The sequence below is a fragment of the Rhodanobacter soli genome, from assembly GCF_039523495.1.
Lineage (GTDB): Bacteria > Pseudomonadota > Gammaproteobacteria > Xanthomonadales > Rhodanobacteraceae > Rhodanobacter > Rhodanobacter soli.
This window is the reverse complement of the sequence record NZ_BAAAFK010000001.1, coordinates 2100373-2121935: the sequence shown is the minus strand read 5'-3', so window position 1 is coordinate 2121935 and position 21563 is coordinate 2100373. Positions and strand designations below refer to the sequence as shown.

General features: G+C 64.6%; 20 protein-coding genes and 1 pseudogene. 10 read left to right on the top strand and 11 right to left on the bottom strand.

Going from position 1 to position 21563, the window contains the following annotated elements; translation table 11 throughout:
- The 3 genes from ABD024_RS09665 to ABD024_RS09655 all read left to right on the top strand — a co-directional run.
- A partial coding sequence (locus ABD024_RS09665) for an amidohydrolase family protein (protein WP_343852010.1) occupies positions 1-638 on the top strand: 638 nt, incomplete at its 5' end.
- A 114-nt stretch (positions 639-752) separates the two neighbouring features.
- Positions 753-1157, top strand: coding sequence for a DoxX family protein (locus tag ABD024_RS09660; protein ID WP_343852008.1), 405 nt, complete (start codon positions 753-755; stop codon positions 1155-1157).
- Positions 1158-1306: 149 nt separating this feature from the next.
- Entirely contained in the window at positions 1307-2308 is a 1002-nt protein-coding gene (locus ABD024_RS09655) for a multidrug resistance efflux transporter family protein (RefSeq protein ID WP_343852006.1), read from the top strand.
- 50 nt (positions 2309-2358) lie between these two features.
- Here ABD024_RS09655 and ABD024_RS09650 read toward each other — a convergent pair whose 3' ends face one another.
- Entirely contained in the window at positions 2359-2652 is a 294-nt protein-coding gene (locus ABD024_RS09650; protein WP_343852004.1) for a GYD domain-containing protein, read from the bottom strand.
- Positions 2653-3009: 357 nt separating this feature from the next.
- Here ABD024_RS09650 and ABD024_RS09645 point away from each other — a divergent pair, with 357 nt between their 5' ends.
- The gene (locus ABD024_RS09645; RefSeq protein WP_343854610.1) at positions 3010-4257 is read left to right on the top strand and encodes an MFS transporter; all 1248 of its coding nucleotides are present in this window, start codon (positions 3010-3012) and stop codon (positions 4255-4257) included.
- Positions 4258-4406: 149 nt separating this feature from the next.
- Here ABD024_RS09645 and ABD024_RS09640 read toward each other — a convergent pair whose 3' ends face one another.
- Positions 4407-5696 (bottom strand): alkaline phosphatase family protein, encoded by a 1290-nt coding sequence (locus ABD024_RS09640; RefSeq protein ID WP_343852002.1) that lies wholly within the window; start codon positions 5694-5696, stop codon positions 4407-4409.
- A 51-nt stretch (positions 5697-5747) separates the two neighbouring features.
- Between ABD024_RS09640 and ABD024_RS09635 the strand changes: the two genes are divergently transcribed.
- Positions 5748-6164: a hypothetical protein gene (locus ABD024_RS09635; RefSeq protein WP_343852000.1), complete on the top strand. Its 417-nt coding sequence runs from the start codon at positions 5748-5750 to the stop codon at positions 6162-6164.
- Between the two features lie 110 nt (positions 6165-6274).
- On the opposite strand, the gene ABD024_RS09630 is transcribed toward ABD024_RS09635, so the two are convergent.
- The 4 genes from ABD024_RS09630 to ABD024_RS09615 form a co-directional block, all read right to left on the bottom strand.
- Positions 6275-6787 carry a methylated-DNA--[protein]-cysteine S-methyltransferase gene (locus ABD024_RS09630; RefSeq protein WP_343851998.1) on the bottom strand — a complete coding sequence of 171 codons (513 nt, stop codon included), beginning with the start codon at positions 6785-6787 and terminating at the stop codon, positions 6275-6277.
- Complete coding sequence (locus ABD024_RS09625) at positions 6784-8289, bottom strand: AlkA N-terminal domain-containing protein (protein ID WP_343851996.1); 1506 nt, start codon at positions 8287-8289, stop codon at positions 6784-6786. Before ABD024_RS09625 ends, ABD024_RS09630 begins: the two co-directional genes overlap by 4 nt.
- 193 nt (positions 8290-8482) lie before the next feature.
- On the bottom strand, positions 8483-9133 hold the full coding sequence (locus ABD024_RS09620) for a hypothetical protein (protein ID WP_343851994.1): 651 nt from the start codon (positions 9131-9133) through the stop codon (positions 8483-8485).
- A 72-nt stretch (positions 9134-9205) separates the two neighbouring features.
- The gene (locus ABD024_RS09615; protein WP_343851992.1) at positions 9206-9754 is read right to left on the bottom strand and encodes a YybH family protein; all 549 of its coding nucleotides are present in this window, start codon (positions 9752-9754) and stop codon (positions 9206-9208) included.
- Positions 9755-9916: 162 nt separating this feature from the next.
- On the opposite strand from ABD024_RS09615, the gene ABD024_RS09610 reads away from it, so the two are divergent.
- The 3 genes from ABD024_RS09610 (at position 9917) to ABD024_RS09600 (ending at position 14390) form a co-directional block, all read left to right on the top strand.
- Positions 9917-11533, top strand: coding sequence for a tetratricopeptide repeat protein (locus ABD024_RS09610; RefSeq protein ID WP_343851990.1), 1617 nt, complete (start codon positions 9917-9919; stop codon positions 11531-11533).
- A 67-nt stretch (positions 11534-11600) separates the two neighbouring features.
- Positions 11601-13271 carry a urocanate hydratase gene (hutU, locus tag ABD024_RS09605; RefSeq protein WP_343851988.1) on the top strand — a complete coding sequence of 557 codons (1671 nt, stop codon included), beginning with the start codon at positions 11601-11603 and terminating at the stop codon, positions 13269-13271.
- A gap of 84 nt (positions 13272-13355) precedes the next feature.
- Entirely contained in the window at positions 13356-14390 is a 1035-nt protein-coding gene (locus ABD024_RS09600) for a hypothetical protein (protein ID WP_343851986.1), read from the top strand.
- A gap of 103 nt (positions 14391-14493) precedes the next feature.
- Here the strand turns inward: ABD024_RS09600 and ABD024_RS09595 are convergent.
- The 3 genes and pseudogenes from ABD024_RS09595 to ABD024_RS09585 form a co-directional block, all read right to left on the bottom strand.
- Positions 14494-14670: pseudogene (locus ABD024_RS09595) on the bottom strand (IS3 family transposase); the annotation flags it as partial.
- A 301-nt stretch (positions 14671-14971) separates the two neighbouring features.
- Complete coding sequence (locus ABD024_RS09590; protein ID WP_343851984.1) at positions 14972-15724, bottom strand: hypothetical protein; 753 nt, start codon at positions 15722-15724, stop codon at positions 14972-14974.
- Positions 15717-16394, bottom strand: a complete 678-nt coding sequence (locus ABD024_RS09585; protein WP_343851982.1) for a hypothetical protein — start codon at positions 16392-16394, stop codon at positions 15717-15719. Before ABD024_RS09585 ends, ABD024_RS09590 begins: the two co-directional genes overlap by 8 nt.
- A gap of 619 nt (positions 16395-17013) precedes the next feature.
- Here ABD024_RS09585 and ABD024_RS09580 point away from each other — a divergent pair.
- A complete protein-coding gene (locus ABD024_RS09580) occupies positions 17014-17706 on the top strand; it encodes an aspartate/glutamate racemase family protein (protein ID WP_343851980.1) in 693 nt (230 codons plus the stop codon).
- Between the two features lie 144 nt (positions 17707-17850).
- Here the strand turns inward: ABD024_RS09580 and ABD024_RS09575 are convergent, their stop codons facing one another.
- Both ABD024_RS09575 and ABD024_RS09570 read right to left on the bottom strand, forming a co-directional pair.
- A complete protein-coding gene (locus ABD024_RS09575) occupies positions 17851-18825 on the bottom strand; it encodes an alpha/beta fold hydrolase (RefSeq protein WP_343851978.1) in 975 nt (324 codons plus the stop codon).
- Positions 18826-18981: 156 nt separating this feature from the next.
- Positions 18982-19914 (bottom strand): MBL fold metallo-hydrolase, encoded by a 933-nt coding sequence (locus ABD024_RS09570; RefSeq protein WP_343851976.1) that lies wholly within the window; start codon positions 19912-19914, stop codon positions 18982-18984.
- 358 nt (positions 19915-20272) lie between these two features.
- Here ABD024_RS09570 and ABD024_RS09565 point away from each other — a divergent pair, with 358 nt between their 5' ends.
- On the top strand, positions 20273-21490 hold the full coding sequence (locus ABD024_RS09565; RefSeq protein ID WP_343851974.1) for a YncE family protein: 1218 nt from the start codon (positions 20273-20275) through the stop codon (positions 21488-21490).
- Positions 21491-21563 lie beyond the last annotated feature (73 nt).

Here is a 21563-nt window from a genome sequence, read left to right as displayed (position 1 = left end):
GCCTGGCCACCCGCGGCGCGCGACCGGTGGAATGGCTGTTCGATCATGCCGGCGTCGACGCACGCTGGTGCCTGGTGCATGCGACCCATCTGACCGAGGCGGAAACCCTGCAGCTCGCGCGCAGCGGTGCCGTGGCCGGGCTGTGTCCCACCACCGAGGCCAACCTGGGCGACGGCCTGTTTCCGCTGGCCGAATACCTGGACGCCGGCGGTACGCTCGGCATCGGCTCGGACTCGCACATCTCGGTCTCGCCGGTGGAGGAACTGCGCTGGCTGGAATACGGCCAGCGCCTTGCGACCCGCCACCGCAACATCGCCGCACGGCATGAGGGCGACAGCGTGGGCGAGACGCTGTGGCGCGCCGCGTTGCGCGGCGGTGCCCAGGCCTCGGGCAGGCCGGTCGGCGAGCTGCGCGATGGCGCGCGGGCCGACCTGGTCGTGCTGGACGACAACTCCCCGCTGCTGGCTGCGCGCGAGGCGCGTTCGGTGCTGGACAGTTTCCTGTTCGCCGGCAACACGCCGCTGGTGCGCGACGTGATGTGCGGCGGCAGCTGGCAGGTGCGCGGTTTCCATCATCGCGACGAGGAACGCATCGCGGCGCGCTATCGCGGCGTGGTGGCACGGCTGGCCGGTGGCTGATCCGCTCCCCGGAATCGGGCCTATGTCCGGGCGCACACGATTGGGCTAGATTGCGCTGGCAGTGCGCGCCGTCGCCGTCGACGGTATTTCTCGATCCCTGCCAGGAGAGTTCCCATGCAAGGTTCCAACGATCTGGGCAAGCTGGTGCTTCGCGTTGTGCTGGGTGTGTTGATCCTGTTCCACGGCGTATCCAAGCTGCTCCATGGACCGGGCTACATCATCGGCGTGGTGACCGGGGCCGGCCTGCCGTCGTTCCTGGCCTACGGGGTGTACGTGGGCGAGGTGGTGGCGCCGCTCCTGCTGCTGCTCGGGTACTGGACGCGGGTCGGTGCGCTGATCATCGTGATCAACATGCTGGTGGCGGTCGGGTTGGTGCATATGGGTCAGTTCGCCATGCTCAACGACACCGGCGGCTGGGCACTGGAACTGCAGGGCATGTTCTTCGGCACCGCGCTGGCGATCATGTTGTTCGGCGCCGGCCGCTACAGCCTCGGCGGTAGCAACGGGCGCTGGAACTGAGCGAGCTTCTGACCAGGCTCGCTTGAACGTCCGGAACGCCGGCCATCGCCGGCTGGCGTTCCGGGCAGCGATCGCGATCCTCGAACCATGGCCCGCTACGCAAGCGCGGCGCGGTTTGCCACACTCGCGACTTTGCTCGGTGGCACCGCATGCGTACGAATGCCCTGGCCGCGGTGGGACTGGCGCTGATCTCGGCGCTGTTCTTCACGCTTACCTACGTGCTCAACCGCAGCCTCGTTGCGGGCGGCGGGCACTGGGCGTGGGCGGTGATCCTGCGTTACCTGCTCACCTTGCCGATGCTCGCCGTGGTGCTGCCCCTGCAGGGCGGGCTGGGCGAGTTGCCGCGTGAACTGCGGCGGCATGCCCGGCCGTGGTTGCTGTGGAGCAGCGTGGGTTTCGTGCTGTTCGGCGTGCCGCTGACCTGGGCGGCCAGCAGCGGGCCGTCGTGGCTGGTCGCGGGCAGTTTCCAGACCACCGTGCTGGCCGGACCGCTGCTGGCGCCGCTGATCTATCGCGATGGGCGCCGCCGGCTGGCCTGGCGCACGCTGGCGCTGGGTGCGCTGATCGTGGCCGGCGTGTTCGCGCTGCAGTGGGGTCATGCGCAGGGCCAGCTGCATGCCGGCGACTGGCTCGCGATCGGCGCGGTGGTGTTGTCCGCGTTTGCCTATCCGCTGGGCAACCGCAAGCTGCTGCTGCATCTGGAGCAGGCGCAGGCGGAGCCGGGCGCAAGCCATATCAATGCGGTGCAGCGGGTGTTCGGCATGACGCTGTGCAGCTGGCCACTGTGGTTGCTGTTCGCCGTGATCGCGTGGTTCACGGTCGGTCCGCCGACGTGGCGCGAGGCATTGCTCGCCGGCGGCGTGGCGCTGTCCTCGGGCACCATCGCCACCATCCTGTTCTTCCGCGCCACCGACATGGTGCGCAGCGAGCCGACCGCGCTGGCCGCGGTCGAGGCGATGCAGGCGGCTGAACTGCTGTTCGCCACCGTGCTCGGTGTACTGTTCCTCGGCGAGGCGTGGCCGCACGGCTACGCGCTGTTCGGTGCGCTGGCGATCATCGTCGGCATCGCACTGTTCGGCTGGTTCAGCGGGCGCGGTGCGGCCGGGCATGACGAGGAAGTACGCGCGCTGCGCAGCGACCGCAGCGCGTGAGGCGGGAACGGTGCCGGCCGTTTGTCGGTCAGGCTGGCTTGTCGGTCGGGTTATGCCATCTTGCCGAGAATGGCGTTCATCTCGTCACTGGAGAACGCGCGCATGGTCTGGGTCCGGGTGTTGCCCAGGCTGCCGATGCTCAGGATGAACGCGGTTGCCGCTGCCTCGTCGGCCGCTTCGGAGACGATGACGATGTCGTATTTTCCCAGCGTCCAGAAGATCTCCTTGATCTTGACCCCGAACTTGCCGGCGGCTCCCTTGACGGCGTCGGCTCGCTTGGTGGTTTCCTTGATGTTGCGCATCCCCTGATCCGTGAGATGGGTAAGACCGATGTAAGTCGCCATGAGCAATCTCCTGCACCCGATGTATTGTCGACGTGGGACCGGGACGCCCCTGCGCCAACGCCGGTCCCGTGGCGTTGGTCTGAGTTGGAGGTTCGGCTTGCGCAGCGCGGGGCGTCGACCGGGATGGGCGGATGGCATCGGACGCCGCGGTGAAGCTCCTGCCATCGAGCGGAACACAGGCATTCAGGCGCGCGATGCTCTGCCGGCGCCTGTGTTTCCGGTGTGAAAAACCGGTCCGGATGCGGCGCGCGTTGGCCATCGTTCGGCCGGACGGCTCTATCCTTGCCGGGTTGAAATACCCAACAGCAGGCGGATGAGATGAAGCGTGACGTGGAGCCGGGTGCGGCAGAACCTTTCATGGCGGGAGCGTCGACGCCCTATATTCACCACGGCACGCCGGCGTTCCGGCACACCAACCTCGCGTTGTTCGCGGCCGGCTTCGCCACCTTCGGCCTGCTGTACTGCGTGCAGCCGCTGATGCCGGAGTTCAGTCACGACTACGGGGTGAGCGAGGCGGGCGCGGCGCTGTCATTGTCGCTGACCACCGGCGTGCTGGCGTTCGCTATGTTGTTTGCCGGCGCGCTGTCGGATGCGTGGGGGCGCAAGTCGGTGATGGTGGTGTCGCTGCTGTCGTCGGCCGTGCTGGTGCTGGTCACCGCCGTGATGCCGGACTGGACCGCGCTGCTGGTGGTGCGCACCTTGCTCGGGCTGACCCTGAGCGGCTTGCCGGCGGTGGCGATGACGTACCTCAGCGAGGAAATGCACGTCGAGTCGATCGGCCTGGGCATGGGTCTGTACATCAGCGGCAGCGCGGTCGGCGGCATGGGCGGGCGATTGATCACCGGCGTACTGGCCGACTTCTTCGGTTGGCGTTTTGGCGTGGGCGTGGTCGGCGTGATCGGCATCGTGGCCGCGCTGATCTTCTGGCGCGCACTGCCGCCGTCGCGGCATTTCGTGGCGCAGCCGTTGCGCTGGCGCATGGTGCTGGGACGCTTCAACGGCATCTTCCATGACCGCGGATTGCCGTGGCTGTTCGTCGAAGGCTTCCTGCTGCTCGGTGCATTCGTCACCGTCTACAACTACCTCGGCTACCGGCTGCTGGCGCCGCCGTACAACCTGAGCCAGGCGGCGGTCGGGCTGATCTTCGGCATCTACCTGGTCGGCACGTTCAGTTCGGCGTGGATGGGTCACCTGGCCGGCAAGCTCGGGCGGCGCAAGGTGTTGTGGACGGCGTTCGCGCTGATGCTGGCCGGCGTGGCGCTGACCATGCTGCAGCCGTTGTTGCTGATCATGCTGGGCATCGTGGCGGTGACGTTCGGCTTCTTCGGCGGCCACTCCATCGTCAGCAGCTGGGTCGGCCGGCGGGCCGGCGCGGCGAAGGCGCAGGCCGCCTCGGTCTATCTGTTCTGCTACTACATGGGCTCGAGCATCGCCGGTGCCAGCGGCGGATTGTTCTACGCGTCGCACGGCTGGAACGGCGTGGCACTGTTCGTCGGCGTGCTGGTGCTGGCCGGCCTGCTGATCGCGCTGCGGCTGTTCCGCCTGCCGCCGCTGGTCAACGTGGCGACGCCGCCGGCGCCGATGAGCCGGGGCGCGATGCCGTAGGGTGGGGAACGGGGAACGGGGAACGGAGAACGGGGAACATGGGTGCTTGCGGCGCGCTGTGGTTTGGCGGCAGGGAACAAGAGCCGGAAGGCTCGTGCGCTCCCGCACTTCACGTTCCCCGTTCCCCGTCCCCCGTTCCCCGCTTTCACTCACCGCTCGTCCACCTTCAGCATCGCCTTCACCGCCTCGTAGTCGCCGTCGTTCGCGGCGGCGGGGAGGCCGAGCAGGTGGGTCATCAGCGGATAGACGTCCACGTTCGGGAACGAGGGCACCTTCGCACCGACGCGGAACGCGGGGCCGTGCGCCACGAAGATTGCCTGCATCAGCGGCTCGGCATTGTCGAAGCCGTGTTCGCCCAGGCTCAGCCGGCCTTTGCGCTTCGCCGCGTAGTCGCTGGTGGTGATGCGCCAGTGCACGTTCGCCAGGCACAGCAGCTGCGGCACGCGCGGGTTGCGGCCATAGGCCAGGCGTGCCGGCACGCGGGTCTTGTCCCAGCACTGCATGTGCGGGTGCGGCTGCTCCAGGGTCTGTTCGACTTTCGCGAAAGCGGCGCGCGCCTCGACGCTGTCCGACTTCGGGTTGAAGCCGGCCAGGATGCCCATGCTGACCATGTGCACATGGTCGAGCGGAATCACCTTGTCGATCATCACGCTGTTCGCCTCCGGCACGCTGGCCATGCCGTGGTCGGACAGCACGATCAGGTTGATCCGCTCGAACAGGCCGCGCTGCTTCAGCCCCTCGAGCAGCTGCGCCAGCGCCGTATCGGTCTCGCGCAGCGCAGCGTCGACCTGCGGCGAGTCCGGGCCGTGCACATGACCGGCGTGATCGACTTCATCGAAGTACAGGGTGAGGAAGCTGGGCCGTTCGGCAACGGGAAGGTCCAGCCAGGCCAGCACCTGATCGACCCGCTGCGCGGCCGTCACGCTGGCGTCGAACGGTTTCCAGTAATCCGGCCGATGACCGTGGATGTCCGCCTCCGAGCCGGGCCAGAACATCGTGGCGGTGCGCAGGCCGTGCAGGTCGGCGGTCTCCCAGATCGGTGTGCCCTCGGCCCACCAGCGGCCGTCGCTGACTGCGTGGCGGCTGCTCAGCGAGAACTTGCCCAGTTGCGGGTCGAACATCGTGTTGTTGACCACGCCGTGGTGGTCCGGGGTGAGTCCGGTGACGATGCTGTAGTGGTTCGGGAACGTCAGCGACGGGAACGCCGGCTGCATCGACTCAGCTTGCACGCCGCCTTGCGCCAGCGTCGCCAGGGTCGGGCTGAGCCCGCGCTGCATGTAGTCGTGGCGGTAGCCGTCGATCGAAATCAGCAACAGGGGCGTGGGTTTGCCGGCCGGTGCCGTGGTGGTGGCGGTTGCGGGTGTGGCCGGGTGTTGCGTGGCACAGCCGAAGCTGAATGCTGCCAGTGAACACAGCAGCACGCGAAACAGGATTTTCATGCAGGAGCCCTTACGATGTATTCAAACCTCCCTGCATGATCGCGCACCGTCATGACCATTACACGTCTCGCCTGGCACTCCCCGTTGATCCGCGCGCTGTTGGCCGGCGTACTGACGCTCGCTCCGCTGGGCGCGGCGTGTGCCTGGCAACAGTCCGGTACGCAGCCGGTGATCCGGCCGGTGCCGCCGAACGTGCGGTTCCAGCAGGACGCGCAACAGCAGCAGGTGCGCGACGAACTGCAGAAGAACCAGTTGCAGCAGCAGCTGCAGCAGAGCGTGTCGGACAACGCGAAACGCCCGATGGCGAATGACGCACGCACCCGCGAGCAACTAGACCAGGCCGACCAGGCGCAACGCGACCGCGATCGTGCCCGCCAGCAGGATCTGCTCGACCGCGAGCGCGCTGCGGCAGAGCTGCCGCGGGTGGTGCCGCAGGCGCTGCCGGCGCCGAAGCAGGACGGCGGCTGATCGGGAGCTGAGGGCGGCGTTTTTTGTAGGAGCGCACTTGTGCGCGATGCTCTGATGTTGATCGACGCAAAGAGCATCGCGCACAAGTGCGCTCCTACATACGGGGTGTCTCAGCCGAACAGGTCGCCGCGCGCGATGCGGTCTTCCAGATCCAGCAGATAACGCTTCGTCGGCAGGCCGCCGCCGAAGCCGGTGAGGCTGCCGTTCGCGCCGATCACCCGGTGGCACGGCAGCACGATCGGCAGCGGGTTGCGTCCGTTCGCGGCGCCGACCGCGCGCACCGCCAGCGGCTTGTCGATGCGCCGGGCCAGTTCGCCGTAGCTGATCGTGACGCCGTACGGAATGCGCCCCAGCTCGTGCCATACCTCCAGCTGGAACGGCGTGCCGATGGGGTGCAGTGGCAGCTCGAAGTGCTGGCGCTCGCCGGCGAAGTATTCCTCCAGTTGCGCGCGCGCGAACTTCAGCAGCGCGGCGGCGCGAACCCAGCCCGGATACGCCTGCTTCGGATGACGCTCACGCTCGAACCAGATCTCGCGCAGGCCGCGGCCGTCCGCGACCAGGCGCAGCGTGCCGACCGGGCTGTCGATCTCGTCGTAGTAAATGGTGTCGGGCCCGTTCGTCATGCGATCGCCTCCGGTTTCCGTTGGCGTGGCGGCGGCAATGTTTCCGATGCGCCGCGCCACAAATGGATGACGGCGTACGCGCGCCACGGGCGCCACGCGTCCGCGCGTTCGGTCAGCGCTTTCGTGCTGAGCGGCACGGCGTCCGGTGTTGCCTCACGGCGCAGGATCAGGTCCGCCGCCGGGAACGCGTCCGGGTCGCTCAGCGCGCGCATCGCGATGTAGTGCGCGGTCCATGCGCCGATGCCGGGCAGCGCGACCCAGCGCGCCACGAACGTATCCAGCGATTGCTCCGCGCTGAAATCCACGCGGCCGTCCAGCAGCGCCTGCGCCATGGTGCTGATCGTCGCGGCGCGCGTCGTGGTCAGGCCGATCTCGCGCAGGTCCGCCTGTGCCAGCGCGGCCGGTGTCGGGAACAGCCGTTCCAGTCCCGGCAGCGGCGCCGCCGGCAGCGGTTCGCCCCAGCGCTGCACGATGCGTGTCGCCAGCGTGCGCGCCGCCGCCACGCTGATCTGCTGGCCGAGGATCGCACGCACCGCGATCTCGAAACCGTCCCAGCCGCCGGGCAGGCGCAGGCCGGGATGGCGCGCCACCAGCGGGCCGAGCACGGCGTCGTGCCGGAACGTGTCCGCGATCGCCTGCGGGTTCGCGTCCAGGTCGAACATCCGCCGCAGCGTCGTCACCACACCGAGCAGCTGCGTCGGCTGCGGACAATGCAGTTGCAGTTGCAGCGCGTGCTCGCCACCCGGCCACGCGCTCAGGCGCAGCCAGCCCGGTGCGTTCGCCGGGCCGAACACACGCGCGTAGCTGTGCGCGTCGACCTGTTCCACGCCGGGCAGCGCGCGCGTGCGCAGGAACGCGAGCAGCGCGTCGAACGCGTACGGCGGCCGGTAGCCGAGCCGCAACACCAGCGCCGCACCGGCCGCCGCGCGCGGGTGCCGGCGCAGTTCGCGCGGCGCGATGCGGTTCGCCTGCGCAAACGCCGCGTTGAACCGGCGCAGGCTGCGGAAGCCGGACGCGAGTGCGACCTCAGTCACCGGCAGCGCGGTTTCCGTCAGCAGCTGTTTCGCGAACAGCAGCCGGCGCGTCGTGTGCACGCTGATCGGCGGCGCGCCGATGCGCTCGACGAACAAGCGGCGCAGTTGCCGCGCGCCGATGCCGACGCGCAGCGCCAGGTCGTCCAGCGATTGCTCCGCCAGCGCGCCGGCCTCGATCAACTTCAACGCGCGCGCCACGACATGGTCGCCGCGCTGCCACTGCTCGTTGCCCGGTGCCAGCTCCGGCCGGCAACGCAGGCACGGCCGGAACCCGGCCGCTTCCGCGGCGGCCGCATTCGCGTAGTAACGCACGTTCTCGCGCTTCGGCGTCGGCGCCGGACACACCGGCCGGCAGTAGATGCCGGTGCTACTGACCGCGGTGAAGAACAACCCGTCGAAGCGCGCGTCGCGGCTGAGTCGGGCCTGTTCGCAGACATGCGGGGCGGGCAGGGTGGGCAGTTCGTTCATGGCTGCAGGCTAGCACTGTCGCCATGGCCTGACTCGCCGTTTTCGGACATCAATGGCGCAGGCTGGCTAGCGTTGTCCGCGGGGCGGGCAACGGTACGCAAACGGGCCGGTCGGGGCGGTGCGTTCAACCGGCCAGGACATCAGTTCGCGTGATCGATCCACGCAAGCATCGCGCGTGTTTCGTCGCGGTATCTCACTTGATCGGCGCCATCAGGTGCTCGTACGGCGTGTCGGCCCACATCACGTACGGTGCCGCCGTATCCGGATCCGCGCTTTTCGGATAGTTCGCATAGAACGCCGGGTCCGCTCCGACGATCATGAGATGCGGTCCGGTCTTGATCCAGTGATTGCTGCTGTCCGGCTTCTGCGCGTACGGGTCCGTGTTGCTCGCGTCCGTGCCGCCGGCCAGCATGTACATCATGCCGAGCTTGCCGGTCGGTGGCGTCTTCTTCGCCATGTACGCGGTGATCCACTCCATCGCGTTCTGGTCCATGCACATCGGGTCCGGTCCCGGCGTCGACGGGTTGTCCGGCATGCAGGTGAACCCGTTCGTGCCCTTGCGCAAGGTGCGCATCGTGCCATCCGCGCCCATTGCCACGATCGTTGCGCCCTTCGCGACGCGTGCCGGTGCCGCGTGCATCGCGCTCGCGATCATGTGCGCATCGCTCATTGCCGGGTGTTCCTCGGCCAGCGCGTTGCCCCCGACGGCGAACAGGGCAGCGGCGACGAGGGCTCCGTTTTTCCAGCTCGGTTTTTTCCAGCCTGTGGTACGCATGACAACCTCCTCACGGTGACTTGTGACGGTCACTCCGGGGTTCCCGCGGGAAGTCTGTGCCGCCGCCATGGCGCGGTCAATCGGCGCGATGGCCGGGCCGGGCGGCGGCCGTCGGGAGGCATGCGTACCGGCCCGCGCGGATCAGTTCGTGCTTGCGGCGGCCGGGCAATCGGGCTGGCGGCCGGCGTGGAACGCGGCGACATCCGCGTCGCTCGCTGGCTTGCCGGCGTCGCCGCCGTCGAACGCGACGCGCCAGGCGCCGTCGCCGGCGCGGCGCCACACCGTCGCGAACCGGCCGGTCACGTAACGCGGCTTCGCGCCCGGCGCCGGATTCTCGAACAGGTACGCGCCGCTGGAGTACGCCAGCGTGCCGTCGCCCGACGCCACGACCTGCTGCGGATACCAGTCCACGCGCTCGGTCTTGCCCGCGATGAACGCGGCCCAGTGCTGGCGCACCGCGGCCAGCCCGCGTGTCGGCTGCGGCGTGTTCGCATCGAAGATCGCGTCCGCCATGACGTGCTCGGCGAAGGCCACCGCGTCATGCCGCTGCACGCTCTGCGCGAACGACAACTCGCGCTGCCAGACCTCGCACGCCGGCTTGTCCATGGCCGGCGGCGGCGTGGCCGCGAACGCGGCAGACGCGCCGATGATCCATAACGGCAACAGCAGCAACCCGGTTCGGCGTGACATGGGCGTTCTCCTCGTTCGTTGCGATGTCGCAGCATCCTGCGAACGCCGCCGGGTCGCCAGTGCCGCAGCGTGGCGTTACGCAAGCCGAACGCCGGCGCTGCCCGACAACCGCCGGCGGCGCAGTATGATCGGCAATGTTCGGGTGGCCTGGGGGAGGCGCGCATGAACTCGAGGCAACGCGGTGTGCTGATCGCGGCAATCGTCCTGCTGGGCGTCGGCGAAGGCGTGTGGGTCACCCATTCGGTGTATGCGCAGATCAGGCATCAGGAGGAACTCCTGATGGCGCGGCGGCCCGTGCCACATCCGCTGCCGGCCGCCCGCGAGTTCACCCGCGACGAGGGCTACGCGTTCCTCGCTGCCGCGAAGAAGGCCGAGGCGATCGCCGACCCGCTGCAGCGCTGCCTGGCCTACCCCGATCCACCGGACAGTCACTGGTCGCGCGATGCGGTGGTCGCGTATTGCCATTACCGCATGCAACCGTTGCTCACGTTTGCCGAGGCGCAAAAGCTCATCCACGACGGCCACGCCGCCGAGCTCGACCGTCGCCTCGCCGCCGCGTTGCACGCCCAGCAGACCGACCCGGATTCGCGCGGCCGGCTCGACCGGATCTACCAGGAAGCGTTCCGGAACGGTTCGTTCGACATCCGGCCGACCCTGGACGCCTGGAAACGCGCTTCGCCGAACAGCGCCTTCGCGTTCGCCGCAAGCGGCATGGCCTACGTGGCGATGGCCGCCGATGCGCGGGGAGCCAAGTACATGAAGGACACGCCGCAGGACAGCGTCGACGCCATGCACAAGCTGCTGGCCCAGGCCGACAGTGACCTGCGCCAGGCGATTGCGCTGAACCCCCAGGTTGTTCCTGCCCACATCGCACTGATCAACGCCGGTGGCCTCGGCTTCGATCGCGCATACACCGACGCGGCGATCCGCGGTGCGCTGGCGGTGGCACCGGACGATTACGTGGTCCGCAGCCTGGCAATGTGGACGCTGGAGCCGAAGTGGGGCGGGTCGCTGGACGCGATGGACCGGTTCGCCGCGCAAGCGCAGGCGTACACGCATTCGAATCCGCTGATGAAGCTGATGCTGTCGGAGCGGCCGTACTACCAAGTGGACGACTGCGATTGCACGCAGGATGCCGAGCTGGCGGCGTATTCGGCCGCGCTGGACCAGCTGGCCAGCATCACCTACCTCGAAAATGCCGGGCTCGCGGCGGACGGCAACCGGAACATGGGCGTGCCGGCCATCTACCTGTCCGAGGCACTGCGTTTCGGCTCGGAAAAAGATGACGTGCGCACCCACCGCGTCTCCGCGCTGGTGGATTTCGACGAGTCCGCCTGGGCCGTCGCCGACATGAGCCGCCTGCTGGCCACGTCGCCGCGCCATGCGGACGCGCTCAGGGCACGGGCCTACGCCTACGAAATGCAGGCCGACTATGCGCATGCGGAACAGGATTTTCGCGCACTGCTGGCGATCGACCCGCGCGACGTACAAACGTTGTCCGTGCTTGGCGACATGTTCGTGAACCTGGCGCATGACTGGGACAAGGGCTGGGCCGTGGCCGACCAGCTGATCCGCGAGCAGCCGCAGAACCCGTACGGCTGGATCCTGCGCGCCACCGTCCAGGAACAACAGCCACGGCCGGGACTGGACGCCACCGCCAACCATCTGCAGGCGCAGTTCGGCAAGGACCCGCAGATCGCGAAATTCATCGTGCGCATGCGCGCGGCGGTGGCCTTGCGCAAGCACGCCGGCATCGACGCGCGGGCGAGCGCGCCATGAGTCAGCCTCCGGCTCGCCATGGCGGCTGGCCTATACTTCGGAGTCTGTCTTACCGGAGCCTTCGTCCATGACCGCACCCACCCGCATCGACACCACCCGCACCATCCGCGCGCCGCGCGGCAGCGAGCTTTCCTGCAAGAGCTGGCTCAGCGAGGCGCCGTTCCGCATGCTGCAGAACAACCTCGATCCGGAGGTGGCGGAGAACCCGGCCGAGCTGGTGGTGTACGGCGGCATCGGGCGGGCGGCGCGCAACTGGGAGTGCTTCGACGCGATCCTGAAAGCGCTGCGCGAACTGGAGGACGACGAGACCCTGCTGGTGCAGTCCGGCAAGCCGGTCGGCGTGTTCCGCACGCACGCCGACGCGCCGCGCGTGCTGATCGCGAACTCCAACCTGGTGCCGCACTGGGCCACCTGGGAGCACTTCAACGAGCTCGATAAGAAAGGCCTGATGATGTACGGCCAGATGACCGCCGGCTCGTGGATCTACATCGGCTCGCAGGGCATCATCCAGGGCACCTACGAAACCTTCGTCGAGATGGGCCGCCAGCATCACGGCGGCAACCTCAAGGGCAAATGGCTGCTCACCGCCGGCCTCGGCGGCATGGGCGCCGCCCAGCCGCTGGCTGCCTCGCTGGCCGGCATGTGCAGCCTCAACATCGAATGCCAGCAGAGCCGCATCGACTTCCGCCTGAAGACCCGCTACGTCGACGAGCAGGCCAGCAACCTCGACGACGCGCTGGCGCGCATCGCGAAGTACACCGCTGCGGGCGAAGCGAAATCCATCGCGCTGCTCGGCAACGCCGCCGACGTGCTGCCGGAACTCGTGCGCCGCGGCGTGCGTCCCGACGCCGTCACCGACCAGACCAGCGCGCACGACCCGGTCAACGGCTACCTGCCGCAAGGCTGGACGCTGGAGCAGTGGTTCGAGCGCCGCAAGAACGACCCGGTCGGCACCGCGCGCGCCGCCAAGCTGTCGATGAAAACCCACGTGGAAGCGATGCTCGCGTTCCACGCGCAAGGCATCCCCACCTTCGACTACGGCAACAACATCCGCCAGATGGCGCAGGACGTCGGCTGCGAAAACGCGTTCGCGTTCCCCGGCTTCGTGCCCGCCTACGTGCGCCCGCTGTTCTGCCGCGGCATCGGCCCGTTCCGCTGGGTCGCGCTCTCGGGCGACCCGGAAGACATCTACAAGACCGATCAGAAAGTGAAGGAGCTGATCCCCGACGACGCCCACCTGCACCACTGGCTCGACATGGCGAGAGAGCGCATCAGCTTCCAGGGCCTGCCCGCACGCATCTGCTGGGTCGGCCTGGGGTTGCGCGACAAGCTCGGCCTCGCGTTCAACGAGATGGTGCGCAACGGCGAGCTGAAGGCGCCGGTGGTGATCGGCCGCGACCACCTCGACTCCGGCAGCGTCGCCTCACCGAACCGCGAAACCGAAGCCATGAAGGACGGCAGCGACGCCGTCAGCGACTGGCCGCTGCTCAACGCGATGTTGAATGTGGCCGGTGGGGCGACGTGGGTGTCGCTGCATCATGGCGGCGGGGTGGGGATGGGGTATTCGCAGCATTCGGGCATCGTGATCGTCTGCGACGGCACGGCTGAGGCGGACAAGCGGATTGCGCGGGTGTTGTGGAACGATCCGGGTACTGGGGTGATGCGGCATGCGGATGCGGGGTATGAGATTGCGGTGGAGTGTGCGAAGGAGCAGGGGTTGAAGTTGCCGATGGTTTGACGCTTCTACTGCGATAGGTTTGCGTTTTTGCCGTTCCTAGATTATTGACTAAGTGCAAGATACGTCCACGGTCACGGGGGAGACATGTACAAGGATGATGTTCGTAAAGCGTTGGTGCGGATCGCACTCACGCCAGGGGGTGCTGTACAGGGGCTGCTAACTCAAATCCAAGCTGCCGAACCTAAGCTCAATGGCACCCTTGAAGAGATCGCGGCGAACAACGATACAAGTGTCAACGCTGGTCGTTCTCATCTTCAGGAAGCAGTTCGCCCTATTGCTCGGCAACTTCAAGATATTTCCCCCTCCGCAACTGCGGTCGAGTTGCATGAACTGGCCCGGAAGTTCGACTTGATACTCGAAGAGTATCCGTTGCTTGAAGGGTTGCTCCGCCCAGGAAGGCAAGCACTAGCCAAGTTAGCTGGGGCTTTTGATGTCGTTCTTCAAAAAAACAAGAATGCCCCGTCAATAACCGGCTTGCTGGCACCCGGAGCTGCGCTGATCACTTGTTACGAACATTACGAAGCGTTGGGGTGCCTATTCGCCGCGCCAGTTAAAGAAGGAGAAGCTGATCAATCGTCAGTCGTTCTAGAACTGGATGGCGTTGATCGATTAGGAGCGTTTGCTGATTACATAGCCTTGCTGTCGCGCTTGGCAGATATAGGCAAGTGGGTAATCGAGCAGACTGATCAACGGTCTGATGGATTGCGTGACGAAATCTGGATAGCAAGCATCGAGTCAGGTTCACCGGTCCGTATTAGCGTCACTGGTGATTCGAAGGCCATTCGCCTGCTACTTGCGATGGTTCGCGATGTAGTACGTTTGCCGTATCTTCACTTGACGCGTCACGGACGGGCCATCCAAGCCATGGAGACATTGGCGCGTGCTAAAGAGCTTGGCGTTACCTCGGATGCCGTGTTGGATAAACTGAACGATGCGATGGTCTTGGCGGCTGACGACTACGCCAAGTCATTTAGGCATGAAGAGGTCAGCGTAACTATTGATGGTCAGCCAGTCCAAGCCGTTCCTTTGAAGTATCCCGCGGCGAAGGAGACACGTAGGTTAGGTAAGTCGGTGCAGCCAAAGTTACAGGGGCCAGGGAGCGCCCAATCGGAAGAGTAGGGAAAAATTGTTGGAAAAAAGGGGTTAGGTTGAGATGACCCAGGTTTGACGGGCACCTTTGAGCAGGGACAATTCTGGACGGCGGCCGGCGCGCTAAAATTGTCCCTGACACGTTTTTTGGCTGCTGGGCCCAGCTCAGCAACGTCTGCGGCACGCAGCCGATCTTCGGCGCAATCGACTCCACGGCGGCCCACAGCGATGGGTACTCACCGCGGTGCTCCTGCACCATGCGCACCGCGCGCTCGCGGACCTCGGGGGAAAACTTGGTGGACTTGTTCATGGCTCCATTCTCTCAAGAGTAGGAGCCTCCTCAAATCCCGGGGCGATTCACCTATCCCCTCTGCACTGCGAAGACAATCAATTGCCAGCGAATAGGACCAAGGCCAGGGTTGTGTTGGTGATGGTTTTGAGGCGGAAGTGGCGTGTTTTTATTTACAGCTACTTCGTCACCACATATTGCACATCTGTAAATTCCCGAGTTAGTCGCGATCGTTCCCGGGGTCAAGAGTGCATCAAATGCAGAGCTGTCATTGAACTGCAGAAAGCTTGGGTATTTAAAGCTGGACAAGTTATTTTCTACCTTAAGCAGTCGTTGCTGCAGACGGGTGTAATCCGGCTCGGTACAGAAGCTCCTCAACTACGAGCCTGATGCCTGTGCGCTGAGGCTCAAGATCACCATGGCGTGCATTGTAGTGGCGGTTATGAGCAGAAAGATCTCCAAGGTTCTTGAAGTTTTTCAGGGCGGTCATCGCAGGCTTGCTCAGATAGATTGAACTGTCTTTCTCCAGATGGACGATGAGATCACTCAAGCCTACGTAGTGTCTGCCATTTCTGATTTCTACATCGCGCCCATTTTTTTCATAGACTTCAATGATCAGCGTCTCAAGCAGGCGTCTACACATGACTGCACAGCAATCAAAAAGCTGGCCGTCATAGCTCTTGTTGATCTGCTCACCAACCTTCTCGATGTATCCGCGAGTACTCTTCACCAATGCCATAGGTATTACGCTGTCGCTTTCCGGAAGCGAGGTTGGTCCAAGAAGTGGGGCAAAAGTCGAATCAAGTTCTCGACGTGCAGCGGGTCGCAATGCCCACCCCTCCGCTTTGGCTGCTGCAGTTCGTTTGTCCGCAGAGAGTGCGCTATCTAATCTAGAAACGTTCTGTTCTGGATGTCCAGCCTCACGCAAAATCCGTGCAATATCGCGAGCCGAGTAGCCAAGTGTTTGATTACTTCGCCCGACTAGCCAAAGGAGCGCTATGGCTCGATCTAGCTGTTTGAAGCAATGCGCGTCGACTCGCTCAAGAAATGCCCCAGGGCTTATTGATTCAGTCATAGGATTTCCATGTACTCCAGTCTTGGCTGCAGAAACATGTTGCAACACACATTGCCTTTGAGACCTTTGCAGGATTAAGCACAATAATCCCACCAGGCCTCTGCTGTAACCAGTCACAACCGGCCAATCCTCGGCCAGGGTTGTTGTCGCGGAGGCTAATCTGCCCAAGTACGTTTTGGCTTGTAGCTTGTGTCACGGAGCCGAAAGCCGCATGGCGGTTCCACAAGCACAGCAGTGTCGCTGTTAGGACAATAGGCGGCATCGCGCGGGGTCCACGAGCCGGCAATTCCTTCTTCATCTTTTCCCAATGATGCAGGTCAAGTAGCAGATAGGGATCTGTAGAAGTCGGATCGCATGCCGCGGCTAGGATTTCAACTTCAACACCCAGCTCTTTGGCAAGCTTATTGATAGGTTCGATTGCGGGTGTATTGGCCAGTACTGCTGCGACAGCAGGGTCAGCTGAAGGAAGCAACGCTGCGGGCAGGGTTGGTTGAGCTTGCAGCGTTGCTGGCTTAGTAAGGCGCGACGATCCGGAACTGATTGCAGCAAACACCTCGTTCCAAAGCATTGGGTCTTCTACTTCAGCGACCACTACATTGTTAGCTTTCAAAACTACAGACATGGCGGCTTTGAGCGGGCCATCTTTTTTGGGCTCAGTAGAGTCGTTCAATGCAAATCCCTCCTGTTTTTTGCATCTTGATCCTGAATTCTTATCAAGTCAACAAATAATCCTCTTGTGAGGAATAAGTGCGTGTCTTTTCGAATCGGAGTGGGTCGGATTCACCTGGTTAAAGGCGTGGAAGTGAACCCGGCCTTGTCCCGGGATTCGCTGGATCCATGACCCCCGAGGGCAAAAACCCGGGTCAGAGTGCACTTTCGCGTTGCAGGCGCTTAGGAAGTCGACATGACTACCTGTTCTTGTACCTTGCCGGATACATGGAGGAACGAACTGATGCAGAAAAGGTGTCAGCAGAAACAGGGAGTCAGAGTGCACTTTCAGTCGGGTCGGATAAAAGACGTGTCATGTGCAAAGCGGGGTCAGGTTCACTTTCTGACCAGTGATAAGTGAACCTGACCCCGTTCGGTCTGACCCCGTTCGGTCAGCCCTCTTTTCCGCATCTACGCTTCCGCCTTGCGATCAAACGGCAAGTGGGGCGGAAACTCGGGCCAAAGAAGATCGGCCGGCGGAAAAGACCGCCATCGAAACCGAAGACCTGCTGGAAAGTCGACTCTGACCGCTGTTTTACCTTGTGCGAGAATTCCCGCTAATCCACTGGGCGTTGCACGGCATGAAAACTATCGGGCTGATCGGTGGCATGAGCTGGGAATCCACCATGCACTACTACCAGCGCATCAACGAGCTGGTTGCCGCACGCCTGGGCGGCCTGCACTCGGCCAGGTTGTTGCTGTGGAGTGTCGAGTTCGCCGAGATCGCGCGCCTGCAACACGCCGATGACTGGGATGCGGCCGGCCGCATCCTCGCAGGTGCCGCGCGCCGGCTGGAACACGCCGGGGCCGAAGGCCTGTTGATCTGCGCCAACACGATGCATCGGGTGGCGCCTGCGGTCGAGGCGGCTGTCAGCGTTCCGGTGCTGCACCTTGCCGACATCACCGCCCACGCCTTGCTGGCCGACGGCCACCGCAGCGCCGCGTTGCTCGGCACCCGCTTCACCATGGCCCAGCCGTTCTACCGCGAACGGCTGGAACGCCACGGCCTGTCCATCAGCGTGCCGACATCGGAAGAACAAGACGCGCTACACCAAATCATCTTCGATGAGCTGGTGAAGGGGCGCATTGAACCGGCATCGCGCGAACGTTTCATCACGATCATGCGCCGGATGCACGCCGCGGGCGCGCAGGCGGTGATCCTCGGCTGTACCGAGTTTGGCATGCTGCTGCGCGCAGAGGACGCGCCAGACATCCCGCGCGTCGACACAACCGAACTCCACTGCCAGGCCGCCGTGGGTTGGATGCTCGCGTAACGCTCCGCCTATAAGAACGCGACCTGATCCACTTTCAGTCCGAAAAGGTGTCAGGGACAATTTCGGGGCGGCAACAGGCGTCGTCAAATTGTCCCCGTTCAAAGATGTCCGTCAAAGCCAGGCCATCTCACTCTGACCCCGGTTTTATTTCGGCAGCCCCGCCAGCCACGCCAGCACCGCGTGTGACAGCTCGATGCGCTTGTCCGAATAGGCGTGGTCGGTGGCGAAATGCCGGGTGGTCACGTGCGTGTCGCCAGCGTTGCGCAAGGCAGCGGCGAAGGCGTTGTTCTCCCGGGTGAGGCCGTCGTCGGCCGTGAGGATCAGCGCGTTGCGGTTTTTCAGCGCATCCACCTTGTCCAGGAACGGCCAGCTCATGGCGTGGTCCGCCAGCTCCCTGGCCAGCCCGTCTGGTGTGCATCCCGCCAGCGGCGCCATGCCTTCTTCGGCCAGTCCGTGGGCCATGGCGGCGATCGCGTCGGAGCGCTTTTCCATCGCCAGCATGGCTTGCATGCGCCCGGACATGTCGGCGGCCGAAATGGTGGCGAAGGCCTTGATCGCGGGATCCGCCGCAGCGGCCTCGACGGTCATGAAGCCGCCCATGCTGTGGCCGATCAGCACGATGCGGTTTGGATCCAGTCGCAACGACCGGGCTACCTCCGGCTGGCGCAGGTAGGCGATGGCGGCCCCGGTATCCTCGATGCTGTGCGCGAACGAGAAGTCGCCCGGCGTGCCCCACGAACCGCGGTAATTGAAGTACAGGACATCCCAACCGGCGCGTCGCATGTCCTGCGCCAGATCGAGGTTGCGCTCGTTGCCGGGAAACCCGTGCAGCAGGATCACCACCGGATGGGGACCCGCACCCGCGGCGATGTACACCAATGCGTTCATCAGCTCCCCATGGCTGGGGATCTGCATGGTCTGCATGGATGCGCGATCAGGCGCGTGGGCCGCTGCCACTGGCGGATGCTGAGGCGTACCCGGAACCGGCGGCATCCCGGCGCGGACAGATCCAACGGCGAGCGCAAGACAGGCGCTGAGGAACACAACCCTTGCGTGCTTCATGGCATTCCCCTGAGCGGAATTGGACAAGTCTGGTACGGAAGGAGCGCCGAACGCCAACCTTGCCAGATTACTCCGCCGAACAGGGCCATCTCAATCTGGCCCCGTTCGTTTCTGTTTCCGAAGAACAAATCGCCGCGAGTCTTGCGAACTCGCGGCGGCCCGTTCCAATCGTCAGTGCAACCTACAGGACGATGGTCGCTGGTCGAAAATCCATCAGTAATCCCACTGTACCGGCACGAAACGGAAGCTCTCACCGTTCTTTGCAACGTGACCGATGGATGGGAACGCGATGTGCGCTGCGGCCAGCAGCGAGCCGGTTTCAGCGGCTTCGTTGAGCAGCGCGATGCGCGCGGCCGTCGCCACTTCAGGCTCGTGCTCGAAGCCGTTTTGCCATGTGGGATGATCGAAGCCCACTTCGAAAATCATGTCGCCGACGAACGTCAACTTTTCGCTTTGTGAAGCAACGTCCACGACGCAGTGTCCCGGCGTGTGGCCGCCGGTCACGCGCGCGGTGACGCCTGCGGCGACTTCCACGATCCGATCGAACGGTACGATGTTGTCGCTGTACAGCTCCACGAACCTGGCAGCCGCCTTGCGGAGCGCGGGTGGCACCGCTTCCGGCATTACCGTCCGGCTGAAATCCGGGTGCTTCCAGAACTCCACTTCCGCCGCGGCCACGTGGATACGCACGTCCGGGCGCAGTTTGGCCTTGACGCCATCCACGTTCAGCCCGCCAACGTGATCCATGTGCATGTGCGTGACCACGATGTCGGTGATCGCCGCGAGATCGATGCCGGCAGTTTCCAGCCGCAGCACCGAGCGACCGGCACGCGAGAAGTACTCGAAACCGTCGCCCACACCCGAGTCGATCAGGATCAGGCGGTCGCCGCTGCGTACCAGCGCGATATTCAGCGCCCAGTCGAACATGTCACGTTGCAGGAACCGATGGTCGAACCATTTGTTGCGGTCGGCTTCGCTTACGTTGGTGGACATGGTGGAGGTCGGCAGTGGCAGGATGCCATCGCTGATCAGCACGACATCGAGGTCGCCGATGCGCACGGCGTAGCGGGAAGACACGAGTTCGCCGGAATCGTCTTTGCCAATGTTGGCGGTAACCGGTTGCACGTTGCGGGCTGCAGCGCTCATTTTCAGGAGTCCTGTGGGTTGCGTGGGGTAGGCCGCGTGGCGCGGCGCGGGGCACGAGCACGACCGCGAATGTCGCGCGCTGCGTTGTGCTCGCGTTTTCGACTGATCGTGCGATCAAGTCTAGTCAGGGGAGCTCACGCCGGTAGTACCGTGAAGGTCCTCAGCATGTTGCACTGGCGGCAACAGTCGACAACGGCTTCCTGCGAGAAGCAAAAATAGTGCGGCGGACAAGTGTCAGGGACAATTCTTGATCCGCCTCCCTCGGTTACTCAAAGGATCCCTGCCACCATTCTTGCTGCCTGTTCCATGATGTAACCTCGCCGGAAATTGCGCGGGGAGACAGGCCATGAAGAGGGCGATGTTCCGCTACTTGCTGCTTCTGATTGTTGCGCTCCCATGGGCCGCGAAAGCTGCGCCGGGTTCCAGCGATTATTTGTTCGTGTGGGCGATGGAGGCCCGTCATCCGCAAGCGGACACGATGGCCCTGAAGCCCACCGATCTGGCCGCGCGGCGCACGGCAATGGGGTTGGGCAGGGATTTCCTTGCGGTCTTTGATGTGCGGCCGGGCCCGTCGTTCGGGAAGCTCGTCGCGATGGTGCCCGCTGGCCCGGCGGCGATGGCTCACCATACGAACTATGCGGAACCGCCCGACGACATGCTGTATGCCAACGACTGGCTCGGGAACAGCACCTACGTTTTCGACCTTCGCAAGCCATTGCATCCGCGACTGGCGCGGACATTCGGCAGCGTCGGAGCACTCGGTTATCCGCACTCGTTTGCCCATCTTGCCAATGGCAACACGCTGGCAACCTTTCAGTATGCGGGCGGGTTCAACCATGCGGCGGGAGGGCTGGTGGAGTTCGATCCACAGGGTCGGGTCGTGCGGACCGCCTCGGCCGAGGCGGCCGGTTATCCGGACATCCGCCCCTACAGCTTGGCGGTGGTCGAGCAGGCAGATCGGGTGGTCACCAGCAGTGCCGACATGATGGCGGCGCAGGTGAGCCATGTGGTTCAGATCTGGCGGCTCGCCGACCTGAAACTGATCCAGACCCTGCGACTGCCGCCGGAATCCGACGGGATTTACGACACGGCGGCCGATTCGTCGGAGCCGCGCGTGCTTGCCGACGGCCACACGGTCCTGGTTCCGACGTTCAACTGCGGCTTGTTCCTGCTCAAGAACCTGGCAAGTGACAAGCCGAGCCTGCAGCATGTCTACGACTTCGGCTACCGCACGTGCGAAGTGCCGATCGTGGCCGGCAATTTCCTGGTGGAAACCATGCAGAGCGGGCACGTCATCGCCAGCCTGGACGTGCGCGATCCGGAGCATCCGCACGAAGTCAGCCGCATCCTGCTGCCACCGGATGAATATCCGCACTGGATCGGGATGGAGCCGGGCGGCGATCGCCTGGCGATCACGGGCTATGGCGCGCTTGCCACCAAAGTCCGCTTCGCCAGGATCGATCGCCACACCGGCGCCCTGACGCTCGAACCGGAAACGATCGATTTCACGCGCACCTGGCCCGACGGCTGGCAAGGGAGCGCCGTGCCGCATGGTGCCGTTTTCAGCCGTCCCTGAGGACGAAAACAAAACGGGATCGCCATTTCGCCATTCGGAAGTGAACCTGACCCCGTTCCCGACCCCGTTTCCG